Here is an 18,276-nt window from a genome sequence, read left to right on the forward strand (position 1 = left end):
ACCGACCCCACGGCCACGCGCGTCCGGCACCGTCGCCGACGCGCACCGGCAGGGAGGAACCCCCGTGCGACTGCGAACCCCGACCACACGGCTGAGAGCCGTGCTCGCGGCCTCCGCCGCAGCACTCGTCCTCGGCGGCATCGCCGGACCGGCGTCGGCACTGCCCGCGCCCGCCGCCCCGGGCGGCGCCCTCCCGGCCGCCGTCACCGCCGGCTGCGGCAGCGCACCGCGCCTCAGCACCGGCAACCACACGATCACCAGCAGCGGGCAGTCCCGCCAGTTCCGGCTCGACGTGCCCGCCAACTACGACCCGAACACGGCGTACCGCCTGGTGCTCGGGATCCACTGGTGGCACGGCACGTCCCAGGACGTCGTCAACGAGAACTTCTACGGGCTGAAGCCGCTGGCGAACAACAGCACGATCTTCGTCGCGCCGCAGGGCATCGACAACGCGTGGCCGAACTCCGGCGGGAGGGACGTCACGTTCATCGACGACATCCTGCGGACCGTCGAGGCCGCCCTCTGCGTCGACACCACGCAGCGGTTCTCCACCGGGTTCAGCTACGGCGGCGGCATGAGCAACGCGCTGGCGTGCGCCCGTGCCGACGTGTTCCGCGCCGTGGCCGTGCTCAACGGCGCCCAGCTGTCCGGCTGCGAGGGCGGCACCCAGCCCATCGCGTACCTCGGCTCGCACGGCGTCGTCGACAGCGTCCTCAACATCTCGCAGGGTCGTGCGCTGCGGGACCGTGCCCTGCGGAACAACGGCTGCCAGGCGCAGAACGCGCCCGAGCCCGCCGGCAACAGCGGTCAGGCGCACACCAAGACCACGTACCAGTGCCGCGACGGGTACCCCGTCGTGTGGATCGCCAACGACAGCGACCACCAGTGGGCCGCCGTCGACCGCGGCAAGCAGCAGTCGCACGTCCCGGGCGAGATCTGGCAGTTCTTCACGTCGCTGCGCTCGACGACCGTCACGCCGACCCCCACGCCGACGCCGACGGTCACCCCGACGCCCACCCCCACGCCCACGGTCACGCCGTCACCCGGCCCGACCACCACACCGACGCCCGGCCCCACGACGCCGCCGCCGGCGGGTGCCTGCACCGCGACGTACACCACCGTCAACAGCTGGCCCGGCGGGTTCCAGGGTGAGGTCACCGTGCGCGCCGGTGCCGCGACCAGCGGCTGGAGCGTGAGCTGGCGGACCGCCGGCGAGCGCGTCGACCAGCTGTGGAGCGGCACGCTCGCCCCGCAGGGCGACCTCGTGGTCGTCCGCAACGCCGCCTGGAACGGCACGCTCCCGGCCGGCGGGACCACGACCTTCGGGTTCATCGCCACCGGCAGCCCGTCGAGCCCGACGCTGAGCTGCACGACGAGCTGACGTCCACCGCACGTCCCGCCCGGCGCTTCCGCGAATGCCGGGCGGGATCCGGCCCCGGTGTCCGGGGCACGGCGGGTCGCGCCGACCTGGTGACACGGCGCGACCCGCCGACAGGACGTCCGACCACGGCCGCGGGGCCGGCCGGGGCTGCGCACGCAGCGCGGCCGGCCCCGCGGCCCGTCGCACGTCAGGGCGCGGTGAGCGCGAGCGTCAGGGCGCGGTGAGCGCGATACCCGCCGCCGCGGCGCCGACGCAGGCCAGCAGCATGCCGAGCGCGTGCAGCACGGCCGCGGACCGGCGGCCCGCCAGCAGCAGCCGCGCGGCCTCCACGCTCGCGGTGCTGAACGTGGAGTAGCCGCCCAGCAGGCCCGTGCCGAGCACCGCGAGCACACCGTCGCTGCCCGGGCGCCCCAGCGCCCAGCCGGTGAGCAGCCCCAGCAGCAGGCAGGCGGTCACGTTGACGACGGCCGTCCCCACGGGCACGGACGTCCGGGCACGGCGGGCCACCGCGGTGTCGACGACGAACCGCGCGGCCGCGCCGAGACCGCCCGCGAGCGCGAGCACGACGATCACGCGGCGCCCCGCACGGGGAGGTCCGGCCCGTCTGCCCCCCGCACGGGGGCGTCCGGCCCGTCGGCGCCCCGCACGGGGACGTCCGGCCCGTCGGCGGCCCGCACGGGTCGCCCGCCGAGCAGCAGGCCCGCGGCGGCTGCGGCCACCCCCACCACGACGCTGACCAGCGCGTACGCGACACCCACGGCGTACCCGCCGGTGACCAGCGTGTCCACCTCCACGGCGAACGTGCTGTACGTCGTGAACCCGCCGAGCACCCCCGTACCGACGCCGAGCCGCACCGCCCGCCGGCGTCCCGCGTCGGGGCCACGCCCCAGCACCCCCAGCAGCGCACCGAGCAGCAGCGAGCCGACCACGTTGACCGCCCACGTCGTCCAGGGCCAGCCCCCGGGCGCGGCGGGCAGGGTCTGGGCCAGTGCGGCCCGGACCAGCACGCCGACGCTGCCCCCGGCGGCGACCAGGGCCACGGCCCCGGGGGTCGGCGGTGCGGGGACCGGGGCACCCGGGGGCGCGGTCGGTGTCACCGCTGCCACGGGGCCCGCGGGTCCTTCCAGTCCACGACGCGCAGGGGCACCGTCAGGACGGGCCGGTGCTGGTGGTGGGCGAGGCGCAGCGCGATCGACCCGTCGACCAGCTCACGCAGGCGCCCGGACCCGCTGCCGACGACGAACGCCGAGGCGTCGACCGCCCGGGCCAGGTGCGTCAGGGCGCGGTCGGGACGACCCGCCAGGTAGTGCACGCGCCAGACGACGTCCTGCCCGGCCAGGTGCTCGGCGGCGTGCGCGCGCAGCTCGTCGCGGGTGACCCGCCAGGCGTCGTCCGCACCGGCGGGCCGGATCGACATGTGCGCGACCGACCCGTCCGGGTACTCCTGCACCACGTACCGGGTCACGTCGACGTAGGCCAGGTGCAGGTGCGGGGCGCCGACCGCGCGCGCCCACGCCGCGGCGGTGCGCACCACCAGGGGGTCCTGCCCGGGGACGACACCGACGACCAGGGGGTGCCCGGTGGGCTCGACCATCCGCTCGAGGGCGGGCTGGGGGACGGCGCCGGTCTCCATGACCACCCTTCCGCGGGCCGTGCCCCCGTGTCCGGTGCACGGCCGCCGGCCGTGCCGAGGGTGCGCACGTCCGCCCCCCGCACGTCAGGGTACGCGGGGACGACGCGCGGCGAGGGGGTATCGGACCAGCACGTGCGTTATCCGGTGGCCGGCGCGCGGCGCGGCGCCTACGGTCGGCGACCATGAGCGAGGACCTGCACGGACGGACGGCTGTCGTCACCGGGGTGAGCCGGCGCCAGGGCATCGGGTACGCGGTCGCGTCACGGCTGGCACGCGCGGGGGCGAACGTGTTCGTCCAGCACTGGGCGCCGCACGACGCGGAGCAGCCCTGGGGTGCGGACGACGTCGACGCGGTGCTCGCCGGGCTGCGCGAGCAGCTCGTGCCGGGCGCACGGCTGGCGGCCACGAGCCTGGACCTGGCCGCGCCCACGGCGGGCCAGGAGCTGGTCGACCGCGCCGCGGACGCGCTGGGGCACCTCGACGTGCTGGTCTGCAACCACGCGCGCAGCGGCGGTGACGGCCCGCTGGCGGAGCAGACCGCCGAGACGCTCGACGCGCACTGGGCGGTCAACACCCGCGCGACGATCCTGGCGACCAAGGCGTTCGCGGACCGGCACGACGGACGCCCGGGCGGCCGGGTGGTGTGGATGACGTCGGGGCAGCTGCTGGGGCCCATGCCGTCCGAGATCGCGTACGCCGCGTCCAAGGCGGCGCTGGCCGGGTTGACGGCGTCGGTCGCCGACGACCTGATCGGCCGCGGCATCGTCCTCAACACGGTGAACCCCGGGCCGGTGAACACCGGCTACCTCGACGTCGACACCGCCGACCGGCCGCCGGAGGTCCTCGAGGCCGTCCTGGCGCACTTCCCCGGCGGCCGGTTCGGCGAGCCGGACGACCCGGCACGCCTGATCGCGTGGCTGGTGTCCGACGCGGGTCGCTGGGTCGTCGGCCAGGTGCTGTCCACCGAGGGCGGCTTCCGCCGCTGGTGACGCGCAGCCCGTCGCGTGCGGCGAGCGGGTGATCCTGCACCTCGCAGGACGGGCAAACCGTGCCAAACCTGGACACGGACGCCCGGCGGGCCGGAGTGTGGGCGGATGGCCCCGACGACGCGCACCGGCACGCCCGACGTCGTCGTGCGCACCACCGCCGGGCTGTTCCTCGTCGGCGGGGGTGCGGCCGTGCTCCTGGCCGTCGACGTGGTCCGCACCGGGGACCCGCGTGGCGGCATGCTGCTGGCCGTCGCGGTCGCGGCGGCGCTCACGGGCACGGTCCTGCTCGTGGTCCATCCGCACCTCCCCCGCCGCACGCTGGGGGCCCTCCTGCTCGTCGGTGCGGCAGCGCTCGGGGTCGGCACCGCGCTGGCACCCACGCCGACGCTCGCGCTGGCGTCCGCGTCCCTCGCCATGCTGCTGGGCGTCGAGTCGACCCTGTTCCTGCGCCGCCGCGACGCGTGGGTCGTCGTGGGGTTCGCGTCGGCGTGGCAGGTGGTGCCGCTGCTGGTGGTGCACGACCTGCCCGTCCTGGTCTGCGCGTCGTACGTCGCCCTGTGGTGCGGCGTGGCGGGCGTCGTGGGGGTGCTGGCGCAGCACGCGTCGACCGCGGGCATCGACGCGCTGACGGGGCTGCCGGACCGCCGGGCGTGGGACGCGGCCCTCGAGCAGGCGATCGACCGGCACGAGCGCCGGGGCATGCCGCTGTCGCTGGTGCTGCTGGACCTCGACCACTTCAAGCGCGTCAACGACGAGCACGGGCACGCGGTCGGTGACGAGCTGCTACGCGGCACCGCCGACGCGTGGCGCGGGCTCGACGTCCCGGGCATGGTGCTGGGCCGCCGCGGCGGCGACGAGTTCGCGGTGCTGCTGCCCGGACGGTCGGGCGAGGAGGCGGTCGCGCTGGCCGACCGGTTGTGCGCCGCCGCACCGACCGCCGCGTCCTGCGGCGTCGCCGAGCACGTCGAGGGCGAGACGGCCGCGGAGGTGCTGCGCCGCACCGACGCGGCGCTGTACGCGGCGAAGGCCGCCGGTCGCGGCCGCACCGTCCTCTCCGAGCGGCAGCCCCCCCGGCTGGTCGACGACCTCGCCGACGCGCTGGCGGCACGCGAGCTGCGCGTCGAGCTGCAGCCGGTGGTCGACCTGGCGTCCGGCGCCGTGATCGGGGTCGAGGCGCTGGCCCGGTGGGACCACCCGCGCCTGGGCCGGGTGCCACCCGCGGACTTCGTCACGGCCGCGGAGGACGGCGGCCTCATCGACGACCTGGGCGCGACGGTACTGGCCCTGGCGTGCGCGGACGGGCAGCTGCTGGAGGCGGCGTGGGGCCGGCGGGTGCTGCTGGGCGTCAACGTGTCCGGGCGCGAGCTCGTCGGGCAGGGGTACGCGCAGCGCGTCCTGCGGGCCCTGGACGATGCGGGCTGGCCGGCCACGCACCTCGTGCTCGAGGTGACGGAGAGCGTCGTCGAGGGGTCCGGGCCCGCGGCGCTGCGTACCCTGACGACGCTGCGCGAGCAGGGGGTGCGCGTCGCCATCGACGACTTCGGCACCGGCTTCTCGTCCCTCAGCCGCCTGGACGAGCTGCCGGCGGACCTCATCAAGCTCGACCGTGCGTTCCTCACGACCCTGGCGACGTCACCGCGGCGCCGGGTGCTGGTCCGGGAGCTGCTGCGGCTGTGCGAGGAGCTCGAGATGTTCGTGGTCGCGGAGGGCGTCGAGACCGCCGAGCAGGCCCTCCTGCTGCAGGAGCTCGGCTGCCGCGCCGCGCAGGGCTACCGGTACGCCGCGGCGCAGCCCGTCGCGGAGCTCGCGCGCGTGCCGTGGGGACAGCTCGCCCCGCCCTCCGGCAGCGCACCGCCGCCGCGGGCGTGACGCGACCACCCGGGCCCCGACGCGGCCCGGTCGCGGCCCGCGGTCAGTCGTCGGTCGCGTACGCGCGGGACTGCAGCGCCCACAGCGTGGCGTAGCGCCCGGCCGCGGCCACGAGCTCGTCGTGCGTGCCCTGCTCGACCACGCGACCGTGCTCCAGGACCACGATGCGGTCCGCCAGGCGCACGGTGGACATCCGGTGCGTGACGAACAGCGTGACGCCGCCGACCCGCGCCGCGACGTCGGCCGCCACCGTGCGGTACGCGTCGACCAGCCGCTGCTCGGCCAGGGCGTCGAGCGCCGACGCCGGCTCGTCCAGCACCAGCAGCAGCGGGTCCGTCCGCATGAGCGTGCGGGCGAACCCGACGCCCTGCCACTGCCCGCCGGACAGGTCCCGGCCGTCGGCGTAGGCCGTCCCGAGCACGCCGTCGTGACCGACCTCGGCCGCGACCTGCGCGACACCGGCGCGGTCCACCGCCGCAGACACGGCGGCCGGGGAGTCCACGTCGACCAGGTGCCCGATGCCCACGCTGTGCTGCAGCGACAGCTCGACGCGCGCGAGGTCCTGGAACAGCGCGGCGGTGCGCGCACGCCAGGCCGCCGGCGCGACGTCGGCCAGGTCGACACCCTCGACCACCACCCGCCCCGCCGTGGGCCGGTACAGACCCGTCAGCAGCTTGAGCAGCGTGCTCTTGCCCGCGCCGTTCTCCCCGACGAGGGCCACCGACGTCCCGGCCGGCAGGTGCAGGTCCGCGTCCGCGAGCGCGTCGAGGTCGGCGTCGGGGTAGCGGAACGTCACGCCGTCGAGCCGGATGCCGTCGCCCGTGCGCGCCGGGGCGGGCACGCCGGTCGCCGGGGCGACGTCGCCCGCGACCTCCGCCTCGAAGGCGAGGAAGCGGCGCAGCCCGACGGCGGCGCGGTGCACCGAGCCGAGCAGCGCGATGCCGGTCGACATCTGCACGCTGAGCTGCGTGGCCAGGGTGACCGTCAGCACCACCTGGCCGGCGGTCGCCCGGCCCTGCGACGCGAGCAGGAAGACCCCGAGGACGGCGGCGACGTAGCCCAGCCCGAAGACGAGCTGGCCCCCGGTGCGCAGCAGCGCGTAGCGCACGTCGGCGCGGGTCATGGCGTCGTCGTACCGCTCCAGCAGTGCCCGCTGCCGGGCGAGCAGGAAGTCGGCACCGCCGCTGAGGCGGATCTCCTTCTGCGACGCGGGGCTCGTGGCCAGCCGGCGCAGGTGCCGGATGCCCCGGGTCGTCGGCGACTGCTGCTCGCGCACCTGCTCGAGGTCGGTCTCGGCGCGGCGGCCCAGCAGCACGGGCACGACCGCGACGACCGCCAGCAGCAGCAGCCACGGGGACACGGTGCTCAGCACGACGGCCGTGAGCAGCACCTGCACAGCCGTCGCACCCAGCTGGAGCCCGGACTGCACGGTCGCGCGCATCTGCATGACGTCCTGGCGCAGCAGGTCGACCCGGTCGGCGAAGGCCGGGTCGTCCGTGCGGTCGAGGTGGTCGGTGCCGTTGACGAGGCGGACGAGGTCGCGGTTGAACCGCTCCTCGGTCAGCTCCGCGAGCGCGAAGTACGACAGGTGCGCGAAGTGCCCGAGCATGAGCTCGCCGGTCAGCGCGAGGCCGGCGACGACGGCCCAGACGGTGGCGGCGGTCCCGGCACCGTCGAGCACCGCGTCCACGACGCGGCCGGCGGCGACCGCGACCAGGGGTGTGGCCACCGACCCGGCGAGCAGCAGACCACCACCGACGAGCAGCCGGCGCCGGTCGAGCCGCCACGCGATCGCCAGCAGCCGGCCGAGGCAGAACAGGACGTCGGTCACGGGGCCTCCCCCTCGGTGCCGGCGTGCACGCCGCCGGACGCGGGCGGTGCGGCGCCGGCCGCGGCGAACCGCCGGGCCTGCACCTCGAACATCCGGGCGTAGTCGCCGCCGCGGGCGACGAGCTCGTCGTGCGTGCCCGCCTCGGTGACCCGGCCGCCGTCGAGCACGACGATCCGGTCGGCACGGCGCACGGTGGAGAACCGGTGGGAGATGACCAGGCTGGTCACGCCGCGCGTCAGGTCGAGGAACGTGTCGTAGAACTCCGCCTCGCCGCGGGCGTCGAGTTGCGCGGTGGGCTCGTCGAGCACCAGCACCCCCGCACCGTGGCGCACCGCGAACAGCGACCGCGCCAGGGCGACGCGCTGCCACTGCCCGCCGGACAGGTCACGGCCGCCGGGCACGGCACGCGTCAGCGGGGTGTCGAGGCCCTGCGGCAACCCGTCCAGCCAGGCCCCCAGCCCCACGCGCCGCAGCTCGGCGGCGACCCCGGCGTCGTCGTCCAGGTGGTCGATCGCGCCCATGGCGACGTTCTCGCGCAGCGTCAGCTCGTACCGCAGGAAGTCCTGGAAGGTCGCCGCGAACGTGCGCTGCCACGCCGCGGGGTCCACGCCGCGCAGGTCCGCGCCGTCGACCAGCACCGCACCCGCGTCGGGCGTGTACATGCCGGTCAGCACCTTGACGAGCGTGGTCTTGCCCGCGCCGTTGACGCCCACGAGGGCCGTGGACGTGCCGACGGGGAGCTCGAGGTCGAGGCCGTCGAGGACCGGCAGGTCGGGGCGGTAGCCGAAGCGCACGCCGCGCAGCGCGATCTCCCGGGTCGGGCGGACCACCTGCCCGCCGCCGGTGGGGACGCCGGTGCGCCGGGCCGCGTCCTCGAGCTCGAGCATCGCCTCCCACGCGCCGCGGCCGTAGACGAGCTTGACGTCCGACTCGGGGAAGATCACGCCGAACCGGCCGCACAGGGCGACGGCCTGCACGGCGATGCTCACCGCGGCGACGTCGGCGCCCGTGCGCGCCACCAGCAGCAGCGCCACCACCGAGCCCACCGCGGCGACCAGCGCGTACACGGCGAAGGGCGCGCCGTAGACCTCGCGGCGCAGTCGCCACGTCGGCTCCAGCACCGCGCGGTTCTCCGCGACGTACCGGTCCTCCAGCCAGCCGGCGAGGCCCAGGACGCGGATCTCCTTGGCCGCCCGCGTCCCGGTGGCCAGCTCCCGGACGTACGTGACGCGCCGCCGCAGCGGGCCGAACGACCGGATCAGGCCGCCCCACCGGAAGAACCCCTCCGTCTGCCCGAGGCGCGCCACCAGCGCCACCACGAGCGCCGCGAGCGCCGGCCACGGCCCGACCACCACCGCCAACAGCACGACCGCACCGACCAGCTGCACATACCGGGCCGTGAGCGCGAGCGCGCCCTCGAGCGCCGCCCCGGGCGTGAGCGTCCACTGCTCGAACGCCTCCTCGGCCTGCGCCAGCCGGTCGGCGACGTCGGGTCGCTCCAGCCCCGCGAGCGTCGCGCCGTGGAAGGCGAACGACGTCAGCCGCGCGATGCAGGCCGCGTCGACCCGGCGCTGCACCTTGCGGGACAGGACGAGCTGCACGGGCGCGAGCAGCTGCTGCACGACGAACGCCACCAGCGCGGTCACCAGCCAGGGCGTCGCCGGCTCCCCCGCCACGACGCGCTGCAGCGCGTACCCCGTCCCCGCCATGAACGCCACGGGCGCGGCGCCGGCCACCACGTGCACCGCGAGCGTGACGGCCACCAGGCCGCGCCCGGCGTACGGCAGCAGACGCCGCAGGTGCTCGGCCGCCGCGCGCCGCTGGCGCCAGCGGCGCCCGAGCCCGCGCAGCGTCGGTCGGACCTCGTCGGTCGTCGTCGTCACGTGCACCCCTGCCTTCGGACGGCCTCCGCCGCACGCGAACCTAGGCCCCCGGCCCCCCGCCCGACAACGTTTCGTCCCGGTTCCCGCCTGCTCGTCCCCCGCGCGGTCAGAACGCGGTGATCGGCAGGGCGCGCTCGCGGCGGGTGAGGGCGGCGACCACGCGCGCCTGGCCGTGCCGGGCGACCGCGAGGCGCACCAGCAGGTCGCGGACGGGGTCGAAGACCTCCGCGGGGAAGGTGGGGGTGCCGACGTCGACGCTGACCGCCAGGTCGTCGGCGTGCACGACGACCTCGAGCACGCGCGTCAGCAGGAAGTCCTCGCGCCGCAGGGCCCACCCGGCCCAGGGGACGGGCACGACGTCGGGCGCCGTGCCGTCGGTCAGCGCCGTGCGGACGACGTCGCGCTGCGCGGCGACCCGGTCGTGCAGCGCCTGCGGACCCGCCGCGGCGGCCTCCTCGTCGGCGCTGCGGTCGTTGACCGGGTCCTGCGGCGCGGCCGTCGGCCACGCGGAACGCGCGTAGTGCTCGTCGGCGTCGGCCAGCACCGGCAGGTCACCGGGGTCGAGCGCGAGGACCTGCGCGGCGCGCACCACCTGGTTGCCCAGGTGCACCGCCAGCGCCCCGACGCTCAGGCGCGGCAACGCGCTGGGCTGCGACCAGCGCGCCGCGACGTCGGGCCGGTCGATGAGGGTGAGTGCCGCGTCGGCGGCCGTGAGGAACGCGTCGTCGCGGGGCGTCATGCCGGGCAGTGTGGCAGCGGGAGCGGCACGTCGGAAGGCCGGACGGCCCCGCGACCCGGCGCGGGGCCGGCACCGGAGTATTCCCACGACCCGCGACGGAGGCCCTGCCAGACTCCCGACCATGGACCGCAGCGACGTCGCCCCCGCCCGCCTGACCCCCGAGCGCACGGACCCGCCGTTCGGGGGCGACGAGGCACAGACCCTGCTGGGCTTCCTCGACTACCACCGCCGCACGCTGCTGCTCAAGGTCGACGGCCTGGACGCCGACGCGCTGCGCCGGACCCTGCCGCCCTCGACACTGACCCTCGGCGGGCTGCTGAAGCACCTGGCGATGGTCGAGGACAACTGGTTCTCGCACGTGTGGCTGGACGAGCAGGTCGAGCCGTGGGCGTCGGCGCCCTGGGACGTCGACCACGACTGGGAGCTCACGAGCGCCGCGCAGGACTCCCCGGAGGAGCTGCGGGCGCTGTGGGACGCGGCCGTGGCGCGGTCGCAGCGCACGGTCGAGACGGCCCTGGCGGCCGGCGGGCTGGACCAGACGGGCCGCCGGCTGCGACGCGACACCGGCGAGGGCGTGTCGCTGCGCTGGATCCTCGTCCACATGATCGAGGAGTACGCCCGCCACAACGGGCACGCCGACCTGCTGCGCGAGTCGATCGACGGCGTCACCGGCGAGTGAGTGTCGGTGGTGCGCGGCAGCATGGTGCCGTGGCCGACGACCTGCCGGAGCTGCTGCTCCCCGACGCGAGCGCCTGGCGTGCCTGGCTCGCGGAGCACCACACCGACCCCACCGGGGTCTGGCTCGTCCTGCACAAGAAGGGCGGCGACGTCACGACGCTGACGTACGTGCAGGCGGTCGAGGAGGCGCTGTGCTTCGGCTGGATCGACGGGCAGGCACGCCGGCGCGACGAGCACAGCTCGTTCCAGCGGATGACGCCGCGACGCCCGCGCAGCGCGTGGTCCGCGGTCAACGTGGAACGCGTGGCGCACCTCGAGGCCGAGGGTCGCATGCACGACGCGGGCCGCGCGCAGGTGGCCGCCGCGCGTGCCGACGGGCGCTGGGACGCGGCCTACCGCGGGCCCGCGACGATCGAGGTGCCGGACGACCTGGCCGCCGCGCTCGACGCCGTCCCGGCGGCGCGCGCCTGGTTCGACGTGCTGACGTCGGGCAACCGCTACTCGATCCTGTACCGCGTGGGCGAGGCCAAGCGCCCCGAGACGCGCGCCCGGCGCATCGCGACGTTCGTCGAGGACCTGGCCCAGGGCCGCACGCCGGGGCCGCAGAAGCGGCGACCGGACGGCGTCTGACCGCCCGCCCCGGCCGCGGCTCCCCCTCCCGCCGGCCGCCCGCCGCCGGTAGCGTCCCGCCGGTGACGACCGACGAGACGACGCCCGCCCCGCAGGACGCCCCCGGCCTCGACACCACCCGCTACCGGTTCACGTCCGACCGGGCCGACGTCGACCGCGCGACCGTGCACCGCTGGTTGTCCGAGCGCTCCTACTGGGCGCGCGGGCGCACCCGTGCGGTGCAGGACGCCGCGATCGACGGGTCGCTGTGCTTCGGCGTCCTCGAGCGGGCGTCGGGGCGGCAGGTCGCGTTCGCCCGTGTCGTCACCGACGGGGCAGCCTTCGCGTGGCTGTGCGACGTGTTCGTCGACGAGGCGGAGCGCGGCCAGGGGATCGGCACGGCGCTCGTCGCCGGCACCGTCGCGCACCTGGAGGCCATGGACCTGCCCCGGGTCGTCCTCGCCACCGCCGACGCGCACGGCCTGTACCAGCGGTTCGGGTTCGCCCCCGTGGAGCCGGGGACGTACCTGGCGCTGCTCCGGACCCCCGCGGCGCCGCCCGACGGTCCCACGGCACCGCCGCCCACCGTCTGAGCGCGCACCGGACCGCTCACGGGCCCGTGGCCGCCAGCAGCGCGTCGACAACCGGCTGCTGCCCTGCCACCAGCCGGGGCCGGGCCTGCTCGACCGGGAACCACGCCGCCCGGTCGACCTCGGGGACGTCGAGGCGCCGCCCGGACCGCGGGGGCCACTCGACCTGCGCGGTGCTGATGCCCGGGCGGGTCGTCAGGTCGGGGCACGCGGGGTCGTCGGGCGAGCCGACGAGCGCCGCCGGCACCTCGACCGCCAGCACGTGCACGACCTTGCCCGAGCTGTAGCGGAACGCTCCCAGGTCCACGGCCGGCAGGTCGGGCGGCGGCACGCCCAGCTCCTCGCGGAACTCCCGGCGGGCCGCCGCCGCGACGTCCTCGCCCGGCTCGACCACACCCTTGGGCACCGACCACGCCCGCTCGTCCTTGCGCGCCCAGAAGGGGCCGCCCATGTGGGCGATCAGCACGTGCGCGGACGCGCCGCGGCCGTGGTGCAGCAGCAGCCCCGCGCTGGTCACGGGCACGGGCGCACCGGCCGTCGTCGTGCGGGGTGAGGGCGGGCCGTCAGGACGCGAGCGCGGCGCCGCGCGCGACCAGGGCGGAGTCGACCTCACGCAGGAACGCGTCGAGGTCGTCGGGGGTGCGTGACGTGACGAGCGTGAAGCCTGCCGCGTCGTCGCTGACGACCTCCGCGTCGACCCAGGTGCCCCCGGCGTTGCGCACGTCCGTGGTGAGCGAGGGGTACGACGTCAGGCGCTTGCCGCCGACGAGGCCGGCCTCGACCAGCAGCCACGGCCCGTGGCAGATGGCGGCGACGGGCCGCCCCGAGGACGCGAAGGCCCTGACCAGGCTCACGGCCTCGTCCTGCAGGCGCAGGCTGTCGGCGTTGAGGGTCCCGCCCGGGACCAGCAGGAGGTCGTAGTCGTCGGGGTCGACGGCACCGAGCGTGAGGGTGGGCTGGACCTTGCGTCCGGGGTCCTTGTCGCCGACGAGCGTCTCGATCGGGGCGTCGTCGACGGCGGCGACGTCGACCGTCGCGCCGTCGGCACGCAGGTGCTCCACGGGCACGACGAGCTCGTCCTGCTCCACGCCGTAGTTGGTGACGACGGCCAGCACGCGGCGGCCGGTGAGGTCCGCGTCGGACATGGTGTGTCTCCTCCGGGTCGACGGTGTGCCCGGGGTGGCCGGGCGTCGGCCACCGTAAGCACGTCGCCGGCGCCCCGCACCCGGAGCCGGGCGCACGCCGTGCGACCCCCGCGCACCCGCAGCACACTCGAGACGGGGGTGCGACCGCCGGCCGTGCGCCCCGGCAGTGCTCACCCGCGGCGCCACGCCGGACGGTCGGTGGACGCCGCGTCCCGACGCGCAGCGAGGACACGCCCATGAGCGGCACCACGCACCCCCCGGCGGAGACGGGCGAACCGGAGTTCGTGCTGTCCCGCGGGACGGTCTACGTCATCTTCAGCGCCCTGCTCGCGGCCATGTTCCTGTCCGCCCTGGACCAGTCCGTGGTGAGCACGGCGCTGCCGACGATCGTCGGCGACCTGGGCGCGGCCGACCGTGAGGGCTGGATCGTCACCGCGTACCTGCTGGCGATCGCCGTGGTGATGCCCGTGTACGGCAAGGTCGGCGACCTGTGGGGACGGCGCACCCCGTTCCTCGTCGCGCTGGTGCTGTTCCTCATCGGGTCGACGGGCTCGGCCCTGTCCGGCTCCTTCGCGGAGCTGGTGGTGTGGCGGTCCCTGCAGGGCCTGGGCGCCGGCGGTCTGGTCATCCTCAGCCAGGCGATCATCGCCGACATCGTCTCCGCCCGTGAGCGCGGCAAGTTCATGGGGCCGATCGGCGCGGTGTTCGGCGTGGCCACGGTGATCGGGCCGCTGCTGGGCGGCTGGTTCACCGACGGCCCGGGGTGGCGCTGGTGCTTCTGGCTGAACGTGCCGGTCGCCCTGGTCGCGCTGGGCATCGCGTGGTTCCGGCTGCGGCTGCCCACGCACCGCGCGACGAGCCGCCTCGACGTGCTCGGTGCGGTGCTGCTGACCCTGACGACCTCGGGCATCGTCTTCCTGACCAGCTGGAGCACGATCTCGTCCGACCGCCGATACGACTGGAGCAACCCGGCGCTGTGGGCCCTGGTGGTGGTGACCGTCGTCGCGCTGGTCGCCTTCCTGGTGGCGGAGTCCCGCGCGGCCGACCCCCTGATCCCCCTGCACCTGTTCCGCAGCCGCACGTTCACCGTCTCGGTGACCATCGCCCTGCTGTTCGGCATGACGATGTTCGCGGCGCTGTCGTTCCTGCCGACGTTCCTGCAGATGGCGCGCGGCTCCACCGCGACGGACGCGGGGCTGATGATGCTGCCGATGACCGTGGGCCTGATGATCACGGCGCTCGGCTCGGGCCTGCTCATCACGCGGTACGGGCGGTACAAGCCGTACCCGATCATCGGCATGGGCATCGCGACGATCGGGCTGGCGTGGCTCACGCAGCTGACGCCCGACATCTCGATGGTCACGTTCGGCGCCATGATCTTCGTCCTCGGGCTCGGCCTGGGGTTCGTCATGCAGACGATCGTCATCGCGGTGCAGAACTCGGTGACCCCCGACCTGGTGGGCGTGGCGACGTCGACCAACAACTTCCTGCGGGAGATCGGTGCGGCCGTCGGCACCAGCGTCTTCTCCACGGTCTTCACCGCCCGCCTGGCGACGCAGCTGGGTGACGCGCTGCGCGACGCGCCGCCCGGGGACGTGCCGCAGGGGTTCGGTGCGCAGTCCCTGACCCCGGACGCGGTGCGCGAGCTGCCGGCGGCGCTGCGCGACGTCGTCGTCGACGCGTACTCCCAGGCCCTCGCGCCCGCGTTCTGGTACCTGGTGCCGCTCGCCGTGCTGGGCTTCGTCATCGCGTTCTTCATGAAGGAGGTCGCCCTGTCCGACAAGTCGGGGCTGGAGGCCCGGGGGGTCGCACGGGTGGAGTAGCGCGCGGGGTGTCGAATCCGGTGGTCCTCGCCCGTCGTGGGCGTGCCGGGCACAGTGGGTGCCCCGGGACGTGCTGGAGGACACGATGACGACGACCTACCTGATGCTGCTGTGGGGCGACCCCGACGCGCTGGTCGACCCCCCGGCCGCGTACGCGGCGCACGAGCGGTTCGAGGCCGACTGCGCCGCGCGGGGCCACGAGGTCCTGCTCGCCAAGGAGCTCGCCGACGCGTCGACCGCACGGACCCTGGCCGTCGGCGGCGGGCCGACCGACGGCCCGTACACGGAGACCACCGAGCAGCTCGGCGGCCTCTACCGGATCCGCACGGCGGACCCCGAGGGCCTGCTGCGGCTCGCCGCACCGCTGGTCACCCACGACGGCGGCACCCTGGAGCTGCGCCCGGAGGTGCTGCACGACGACGGGGCGGCGCACGACGGGGCGGCGCACGACGGCACCACCCCGGGCGATGCTCCCCTCCACCTCGTGCTGCTGCGCGGCGACCCCGCCGGGGCGTTCGACCTCGACGTCGTGCTCGCCGCCCACGACGCGTTCGTGACCGCGTGCGAGCAGCAGGGGCACCGGGTCGTCGGCGGTGAGGAGCTCGGGCCGCACACCGCGGCCCGGCTGGTCCGCACGACCCCCGCCGGGCAGCCGGTCCTCTGCGACGGCCCGTACACCGAGACCACCGAGCAGCTGGGCGGGTACTACCTGGTGCGGACGCACGACCCGGACGCGCTGCTGCGGCTCGCCGCGCCGCTCGTCGAGGCCGAGGGCCGCGGGACGGTCGAGGTGCGCGGCATGGCGCACGACGCGGCGCCGGTCACGGGATGACGGCGCTGTCGAAACCGCACCTGCTCGCGCGTCATGGAGGCGAGCGGGCACAGTGGGTGCCCCCGATGACGGAGGCCGCACGATGACGAGCACACCGCGCACCTGGACCCTGCTGCTGTGGGGCGACCCCGACGCCTGCCTCGACCTCGGGGCGTCGTACGCGGCGCACGAGCGGTTCGCCGCCGACTGCGCCGCGCACGGCCACGAGATCCTCGGGGGCGAGGAGCTGGCGAGCCCGTCCGCCGCACGGCTGCTCCGCGTCGGTGCGGACGGTCCGGAGCTGAGCGACGGCCCGTTCGCGGAGCTCACCGAGCAGCTCGGCGGGTTCTACCTGATCCGCACGGCCGACCCGGACGGTCTGCTGCACCTGGCCGCGGGCCTGCTGCAGAACGACCCCGGGACCATCGAGCTGCGCCCCGTGGGCGGGCAGGACGAGCAGGCGGCGGCGCCCGTCGACGCGGAGCCGGTGGCGTCGGTGGCGTCGTGAAGCTCGTGGTCCTCGTCCACGAGGACGAGGAGACGTACCGCAGCGCGGACGCCGCGGGTCGCGCCCGGTACGTCCGCGGCCACGAGGCGTTCGCGCGGGAGGCGCCGGGCGTCGGCGTGACGATCCTCGCCTGCGAGGCGCTCGCCGGCGTCACGCACGCCCGCACCGTGCGCCACGTCGGCGACGCCACGGAGGTCACCGACGGGCCGGTCGCCCGGACCACCGAGCCGCTCGGCGGCTTCTACCTGGTCGATGCGCCGGACGTGGCCACGCTCGAGGGCCTGGTGCGGCTGCTGCCGGAGGCGACGCACGAGATCCGGGAGTGCGTCGAGCCGTGACGCCCGGTCCGGTCCCGCCGCCGCACCCGCCCGCCGGACCACCGGCCGGCGGGTCGGCGGCGGGCGGTGCGGCCGCGGACGACGTCGCGCACGCCCTGGGTGACGCGTGGCGCACGCACTGGTCGCACGTCGTCGCGCTGCTCGTCGCCCAGTTCGGCAGCCCGGACCTGGCCGAGGAGGGCGCGGGCGACGCGTTCGAGGCCGCCGCCCGCACCTGGCCGCGCGACGGCGTACCGACCAACTCCGGTGCGTGGCTGCTGACGGCCGCCCGCCGGCGGGTGCTGGACCGGCTGCGGTCGCAGGCGGTCCACCGGCGCAAGGAGCCGCTCATGGTGGTCGACGACGAGATGCGCGCGCTGGCCGCCGCGACGCACGACCCCGGCGCGCACGTCGCCGACGAGCAGCTGCGCCTGGTGCTGGCGTGCTGCCACCCGGCGCTCGCCCCGGCGGACCGGGTGGCCATGACGCTGCGGTTCGTCGTCGGGCTGGGGACGGCCGACATCGCGCGGCTGCAGCTGGTGCAGCACACCGCCATGTCCGCGCGCCTGACCCGGGCCAAGAAGCGGCTGGCCGCCACGGGCGTGCCGTTCGTCGTGCCGCCGCCCGGGCAGCTCGCGGAGCGGCTCGACGCGGTCAGCACCGTGCTCTACCTGCTGTTCACCGCCGGGTACCAGCCCGCGGACGTGCCCGGTGGTCTGCGCGTGGACCTGGCCGACGAGGCCGTGCGCCTGACGCGCGAGCTGGACCGGCTGCTGGGCGGGTCACCGCGGGTGCACGCCCTGCTCGCCCTCATGCTGCTGCAGCACTCGCGCCGCGACGCGCGGCTGGACGACGACGGCCGCCTGGTGCTGCTGCCCGACCAGGACCGCAGCCGCTGGCACCACGACGACATCGCCGAGGCGGTGGACCTGCTCGCGGCCCTGCCCCCGCTGGACGGACTGGCGGAGGACCACCGGCTGCAGGCGCTCGCGGCGGCCGAGCACGCCACCGCCCCCACGGCCGCGGCGACGCGGTGGGACGTGGTGGCCCGGCTCTACGCCGTGCTCGAGGCCCGCACGGGCTCCCCGGTGGTGCGCCTCGCGCGGGCCGTGGCCGTCGCGGAGGCCGCCGGCCCGGAGGCAGGGCTCGAGGTGCTCGACGGCCTGGACGACGCCCTCGCGCACCACCACCGGCTGCCCGCGGTGCGCGGGGAGCTGCTGCTGCGCGCCGGCCGGGGCCCGCAGGCGGTCGACGCGCTCACGCGGGCGCTCACCCTGGTGCCGGACGCCGCCGAGCGCCACCACCTGGAGACGCGGCTCGCGCAGGCCCGCGACCTCGCCGACGCGCAGGCCCGCGACCCGGGGCACCGCGGCTGACCGGGCCGGCGGGAGCCCCGGTCCCGGGCACCGTGCGGTCGGGCGTGCGGGGTCGGGCGTGCGCGGTCGGGCGTGCGGGGTCGGGCGTGACGGC

General features: G+C 76.2%; 19 protein-coding genes. 11 read left to right on the forward strand and 8 right to left on the reverse strand.

Going from position 1 to position 18,276, the window contains the following annotated elements; all coding sequences use genetic code 11:
• Positions 1-64: 64 nt before the first annotated feature.
• Positions 65-1,381, forward strand: coding sequence for a CE1 family esterase (locus BMZ16_RS19990; RefSeq protein WP_089802412.1), 1,317 nt, complete (start codon positions 65-67; stop codon positions 1,379-1,381).
• Positions 1,382-1,591: 210 nt separating this feature from the next.
• On the opposite strand, the gene BMZ16_RS16215 is transcribed toward BMZ16_RS19990, so the two are convergent.
• From BMZ16_RS16215 to BMZ16_RS16225, 3 genes are read right to left on the reverse strand one after another with little or no spacing between them, the layout of a single operon-like run.
• Positions 1,592-1,954 (reverse strand): fluoride efflux transporter FluC, encoded by a 363-nt coding sequence (locus BMZ16_RS16215; protein WP_089802414.1) that lies wholly within the window; start codon positions 1,952-1,954, stop codon positions 1,592-1,594.
• Positions 1,951-2,487 carry a FluC/FEX family fluoride channel gene (locus BMZ16_RS16220; RefSeq protein ID WP_255366759.1) on the reverse strand — a complete coding sequence of 179 codons (537 nt, stop codon included), beginning with the start codon at positions 2,485-2,487 and terminating at the stop codon, positions 1,951-1,953. The genes BMZ16_RS16215 and BMZ16_RS16220 overlap by 4 nt, the downstream gene beginning before the upstream one ends.
• Positions 2,475-3,014: a universal stress protein gene (locus BMZ16_RS16225; RefSeq protein WP_089802921.1), complete on the reverse strand. Its 540-nt coding sequence runs from the start codon at positions 3,012-3,014 to the stop codon at positions 2,475-2,477. Before BMZ16_RS16225 ends, BMZ16_RS16220 begins: the two co-directional genes overlap by 13 nt.
• Positions 3,015-3,196: 182 nt before the next feature.
• On the opposite strand from BMZ16_RS16225, the gene BMZ16_RS16230 reads away from it, so the two are divergent.
• Positions 3,197-4,003 (forward strand): SDR family oxidoreductase, encoded by an 807-nt coding sequence (locus BMZ16_RS16230; RefSeq protein WP_089802416.1) that lies wholly within the window; start codon positions 3,197-3,199, stop codon positions 4,001-4,003.
• 105 nt (positions 4,004-4,108) lie between these two features.
• On the forward strand, positions 4,109-5,872 hold the full coding sequence (locus BMZ16_RS16235) for a putative bifunctional diguanylate cyclase/phosphodiesterase (RefSeq protein ID WP_089802418.1): 1,764 nt from the start codon (positions 4,109-4,111) through the stop codon (positions 5,870-5,872).
• A 43-nt stretch (positions 5,873-5,915) separates the two neighbouring features.
• On the opposite strand, the gene BMZ16_RS16240 is transcribed toward BMZ16_RS16235, so the two are convergent.
• The 3 genes from BMZ16_RS16240 to BMZ16_RS16250 all read right to left on the reverse strand — a co-directional run bounded on the left by BMZ16_RS16240 (position 5,916) and on the right by BMZ16_RS16250 (position 10,325).
• The gene (locus BMZ16_RS16240; protein WP_089802420.1) at positions 5,916-7,703 is read right to left on the reverse strand and encodes an ATP-binding cassette domain-containing protein; all 1,788 of its coding nucleotides are present in this window, start codon (positions 7,701-7,703) and stop codon (positions 5,916-5,918) included.
• Positions 7,700-9,586, reverse strand: a complete 1,887-nt coding sequence (locus BMZ16_RS16245; RefSeq protein ID WP_143082868.1) for an ABC transporter ATP-binding protein — start codon at positions 9,584-9,586, stop codon at positions 7,700-7,702. Before BMZ16_RS16245 ends, BMZ16_RS16240 begins: the two co-directional genes overlap by 4 nt.
• A gap of 106 nt (positions 9,587-9,692) precedes the next feature.
• Positions 9,693-10,325 (reverse strand): maleylpyruvate isomerase N-terminal domain-containing protein, encoded by a 633-nt coding sequence (locus tag BMZ16_RS16250; RefSeq protein WP_089802424.1) that lies wholly within the window; start codon positions 10,323-10,325, stop codon positions 9,693-9,695.
• 121 nt (positions 10,326-10,446) lie between these two features.
• Here BMZ16_RS16250 and BMZ16_RS16255 point away from each other — a divergent pair, with 121 nt between their 5' ends.
• The 3 genes from BMZ16_RS16255 to BMZ16_RS16265 all read left to right on the forward strand — a co-directional run bounded on the left by BMZ16_RS16255 (position 10,447) and on the right by BMZ16_RS16265 (position 12,205).
• Entirely contained in the window at positions 10,447-11,004 is a 558-nt protein-coding gene (locus tag BMZ16_RS16255; RefSeq protein ID WP_089802426.1) for a DinB family protein, read from the forward strand.
• A 29-nt stretch (positions 11,005-11,033) separates the two neighbouring features.
• Positions 11,034-11,633 carry a YdeI/OmpD-associated family protein gene (locus tag BMZ16_RS16260; protein WP_089802428.1) on the forward strand — a complete coding sequence of 200 codons (600 nt, stop codon included), beginning with the start codon at positions 11,034-11,036 and terminating at the stop codon, positions 11,631-11,633.
• A gap of 62 nt (positions 11,634-11,695) precedes the next feature.
• A complete protein-coding gene (locus tag BMZ16_RS16265; RefSeq protein WP_177199747.1) occupies positions 11,696-12,205 on the forward strand; it encodes a GNAT family N-acetyltransferase in 510 nt (169 codons plus the stop codon).
• Between the two features lie 16 nt (positions 12,206-12,221).
• Here BMZ16_RS16265 and BMZ16_RS16270 read toward each other — a convergent pair whose 3' ends face one another.
• Together BMZ16_RS16270 and BMZ16_RS16275 are read right to left on the reverse strand one after the other, a co-directional pair.
• Positions 12,222-12,725 (reverse strand): NUDIX hydrolase, encoded by a 504-nt coding sequence (locus BMZ16_RS16270; RefSeq protein ID WP_089802430.1) that lies wholly within the window; start codon positions 12,723-12,725, stop codon positions 12,222-12,224.
• 40 nt (positions 12,726-12,765) lie between these two features.
• Positions 12,766-13,347: a type 1 glutamine amidotransferase domain-containing protein gene (locus BMZ16_RS16275; RefSeq protein WP_089802432.1), complete on the reverse strand. Its 582-nt coding sequence runs from the start codon at positions 13,345-13,347 to the stop codon at positions 12,766-12,768.
• Positions 13,348-13,583: 236 nt separating this feature from the next.
• Here BMZ16_RS16275 and BMZ16_RS16280 point away from each other — a divergent pair, with 236 nt between their 5' ends.
• The 5 genes from BMZ16_RS16280 to BMZ16_RS16300 all read left to right on the forward strand — a co-directional run bounded on the left by BMZ16_RS16280 (position 13,584) and on the right by BMZ16_RS16300 (position 18,182).
• Complete coding sequence (locus tag BMZ16_RS16280; RefSeq protein ID WP_089802434.1) at positions 13,584-15,170, forward strand: MDR family MFS transporter; 1,587 nt, start codon at positions 13,584-13,586, stop codon at positions 15,168-15,170.
• Positions 15,171-15,255: 85 nt separating this feature from the next.
• The gene (locus BMZ16_RS16285; protein WP_143082869.1) at positions 15,256-16,002 is read left to right on the forward strand and encodes a YciI family protein; all 747 of its coding nucleotides are present in this window, start codon (positions 15,256-15,258) and stop codon (positions 16,000-16,002) included.
• Positions 16,003-16,084: 82 nt separating this feature from the next.
• Entirely contained in the window at positions 16,085-16,489 is a 405-nt protein-coding gene (locus BMZ16_RS16290; RefSeq protein WP_089802439.1) for a YciI family protein, read from the forward strand.
• Entirely contained in the window at positions 16,486-16,827 is a 342-nt protein-coding gene (locus tag BMZ16_RS16295) for a YciI family protein (protein ID WP_089802441.1), read from the forward strand. The genes BMZ16_RS16290 and BMZ16_RS16295 overlap by 4 nt, the downstream gene beginning before the upstream one ends.
• Positions 16,824-18,182 carry an RNA polymerase sigma factor gene (locus BMZ16_RS16300; RefSeq protein WP_143082870.1) on the forward strand — a complete coding sequence of 453 codons (1,359 nt, stop codon included), beginning with the start codon at positions 16,824-16,826 and terminating at the stop codon, positions 18,180-18,182. Before BMZ16_RS16295 ends, BMZ16_RS16300 begins: the two co-directional genes overlap by 4 nt.
• Positions 18,183-18,276 lie beyond the last annotated feature (94 nt).

The sequence above is a fragment of the Cellulomonas sp. KH9 genome, assembly GCF_900114185.1.
Lineage (GTDB): Bacteria > Actinomycetota > Actinomycetes > Actinomycetales > Cellulomonadaceae > Cellulomonas.

What these genes read in the sequence shown, in the direction of transcription:
- BMZ16_RS16225 (WP_089802921.1), bottom strand. Translation starts at nt 3,014, where the DNA reads ATGGAGACCGGCGCCGTCCCCCAGCCCGCCCTCGAGCGGATGGTCGAG.
- BMZ16_RS16230 (WP_089802416.1), top strand. Translation starts at nt 3,197, where the DNA reads ATGAGCGAGGACCTGCACGGACGGACGGCTGTCGTCACCGGGGTGAGC.
- BMZ16_RS16235 (WP_089802418.1), top strand. Translation starts at nt 4,109, where the DNA reads ATGGCCCCGACGACGCGCACCGGCACGCCCGACGTCGTCGTGCGCACC.
- BMZ16_RS16250 (WP_089802424.1), bottom strand. Translation starts at nt 10,325, where the DNA reads ATGACGCCCCGCGACGACGCGTTCCTCACGGCCGCCGACGCGGCACTC.
- BMZ16_RS16255 (WP_089802426.1), top strand. Translation starts at nt 10,447, where the DNA reads ATGGACCGCAGCGACGTCGCCCCCGCCCGCCTGACCCCCGAGCGCACG.
- BMZ16_RS16275 (WP_089802432.1), bottom strand. Translation starts at nt 13,347, where the DNA reads ATGTCCGACGCGGACCTCACCGGCCGCCGCGTGCTGGCCGTCGTCACC.
- BMZ16_RS16280 (WP_089802434.1), top strand. Translation starts at nt 13,584, where the DNA reads ATGAGCGGCACCACGCACCCCCCGGCGGAGACGGGCGAACCGGAGTTC.
- BMZ16_RS16285 (WP_143082869.1), top strand. Translation starts at nt 15,256, where the DNA reads ATGACGACGACCTACCTGATGCTGCTGTGGGGCGACCCCGACGCGCTG.
- BMZ16_RS16290 (WP_089802439.1), top strand. Translation starts at nt 16,085, where the DNA reads ATGACGAGCACACCGCGCACCTGGACCCTGCTGCTGTGGGGCGACCCC.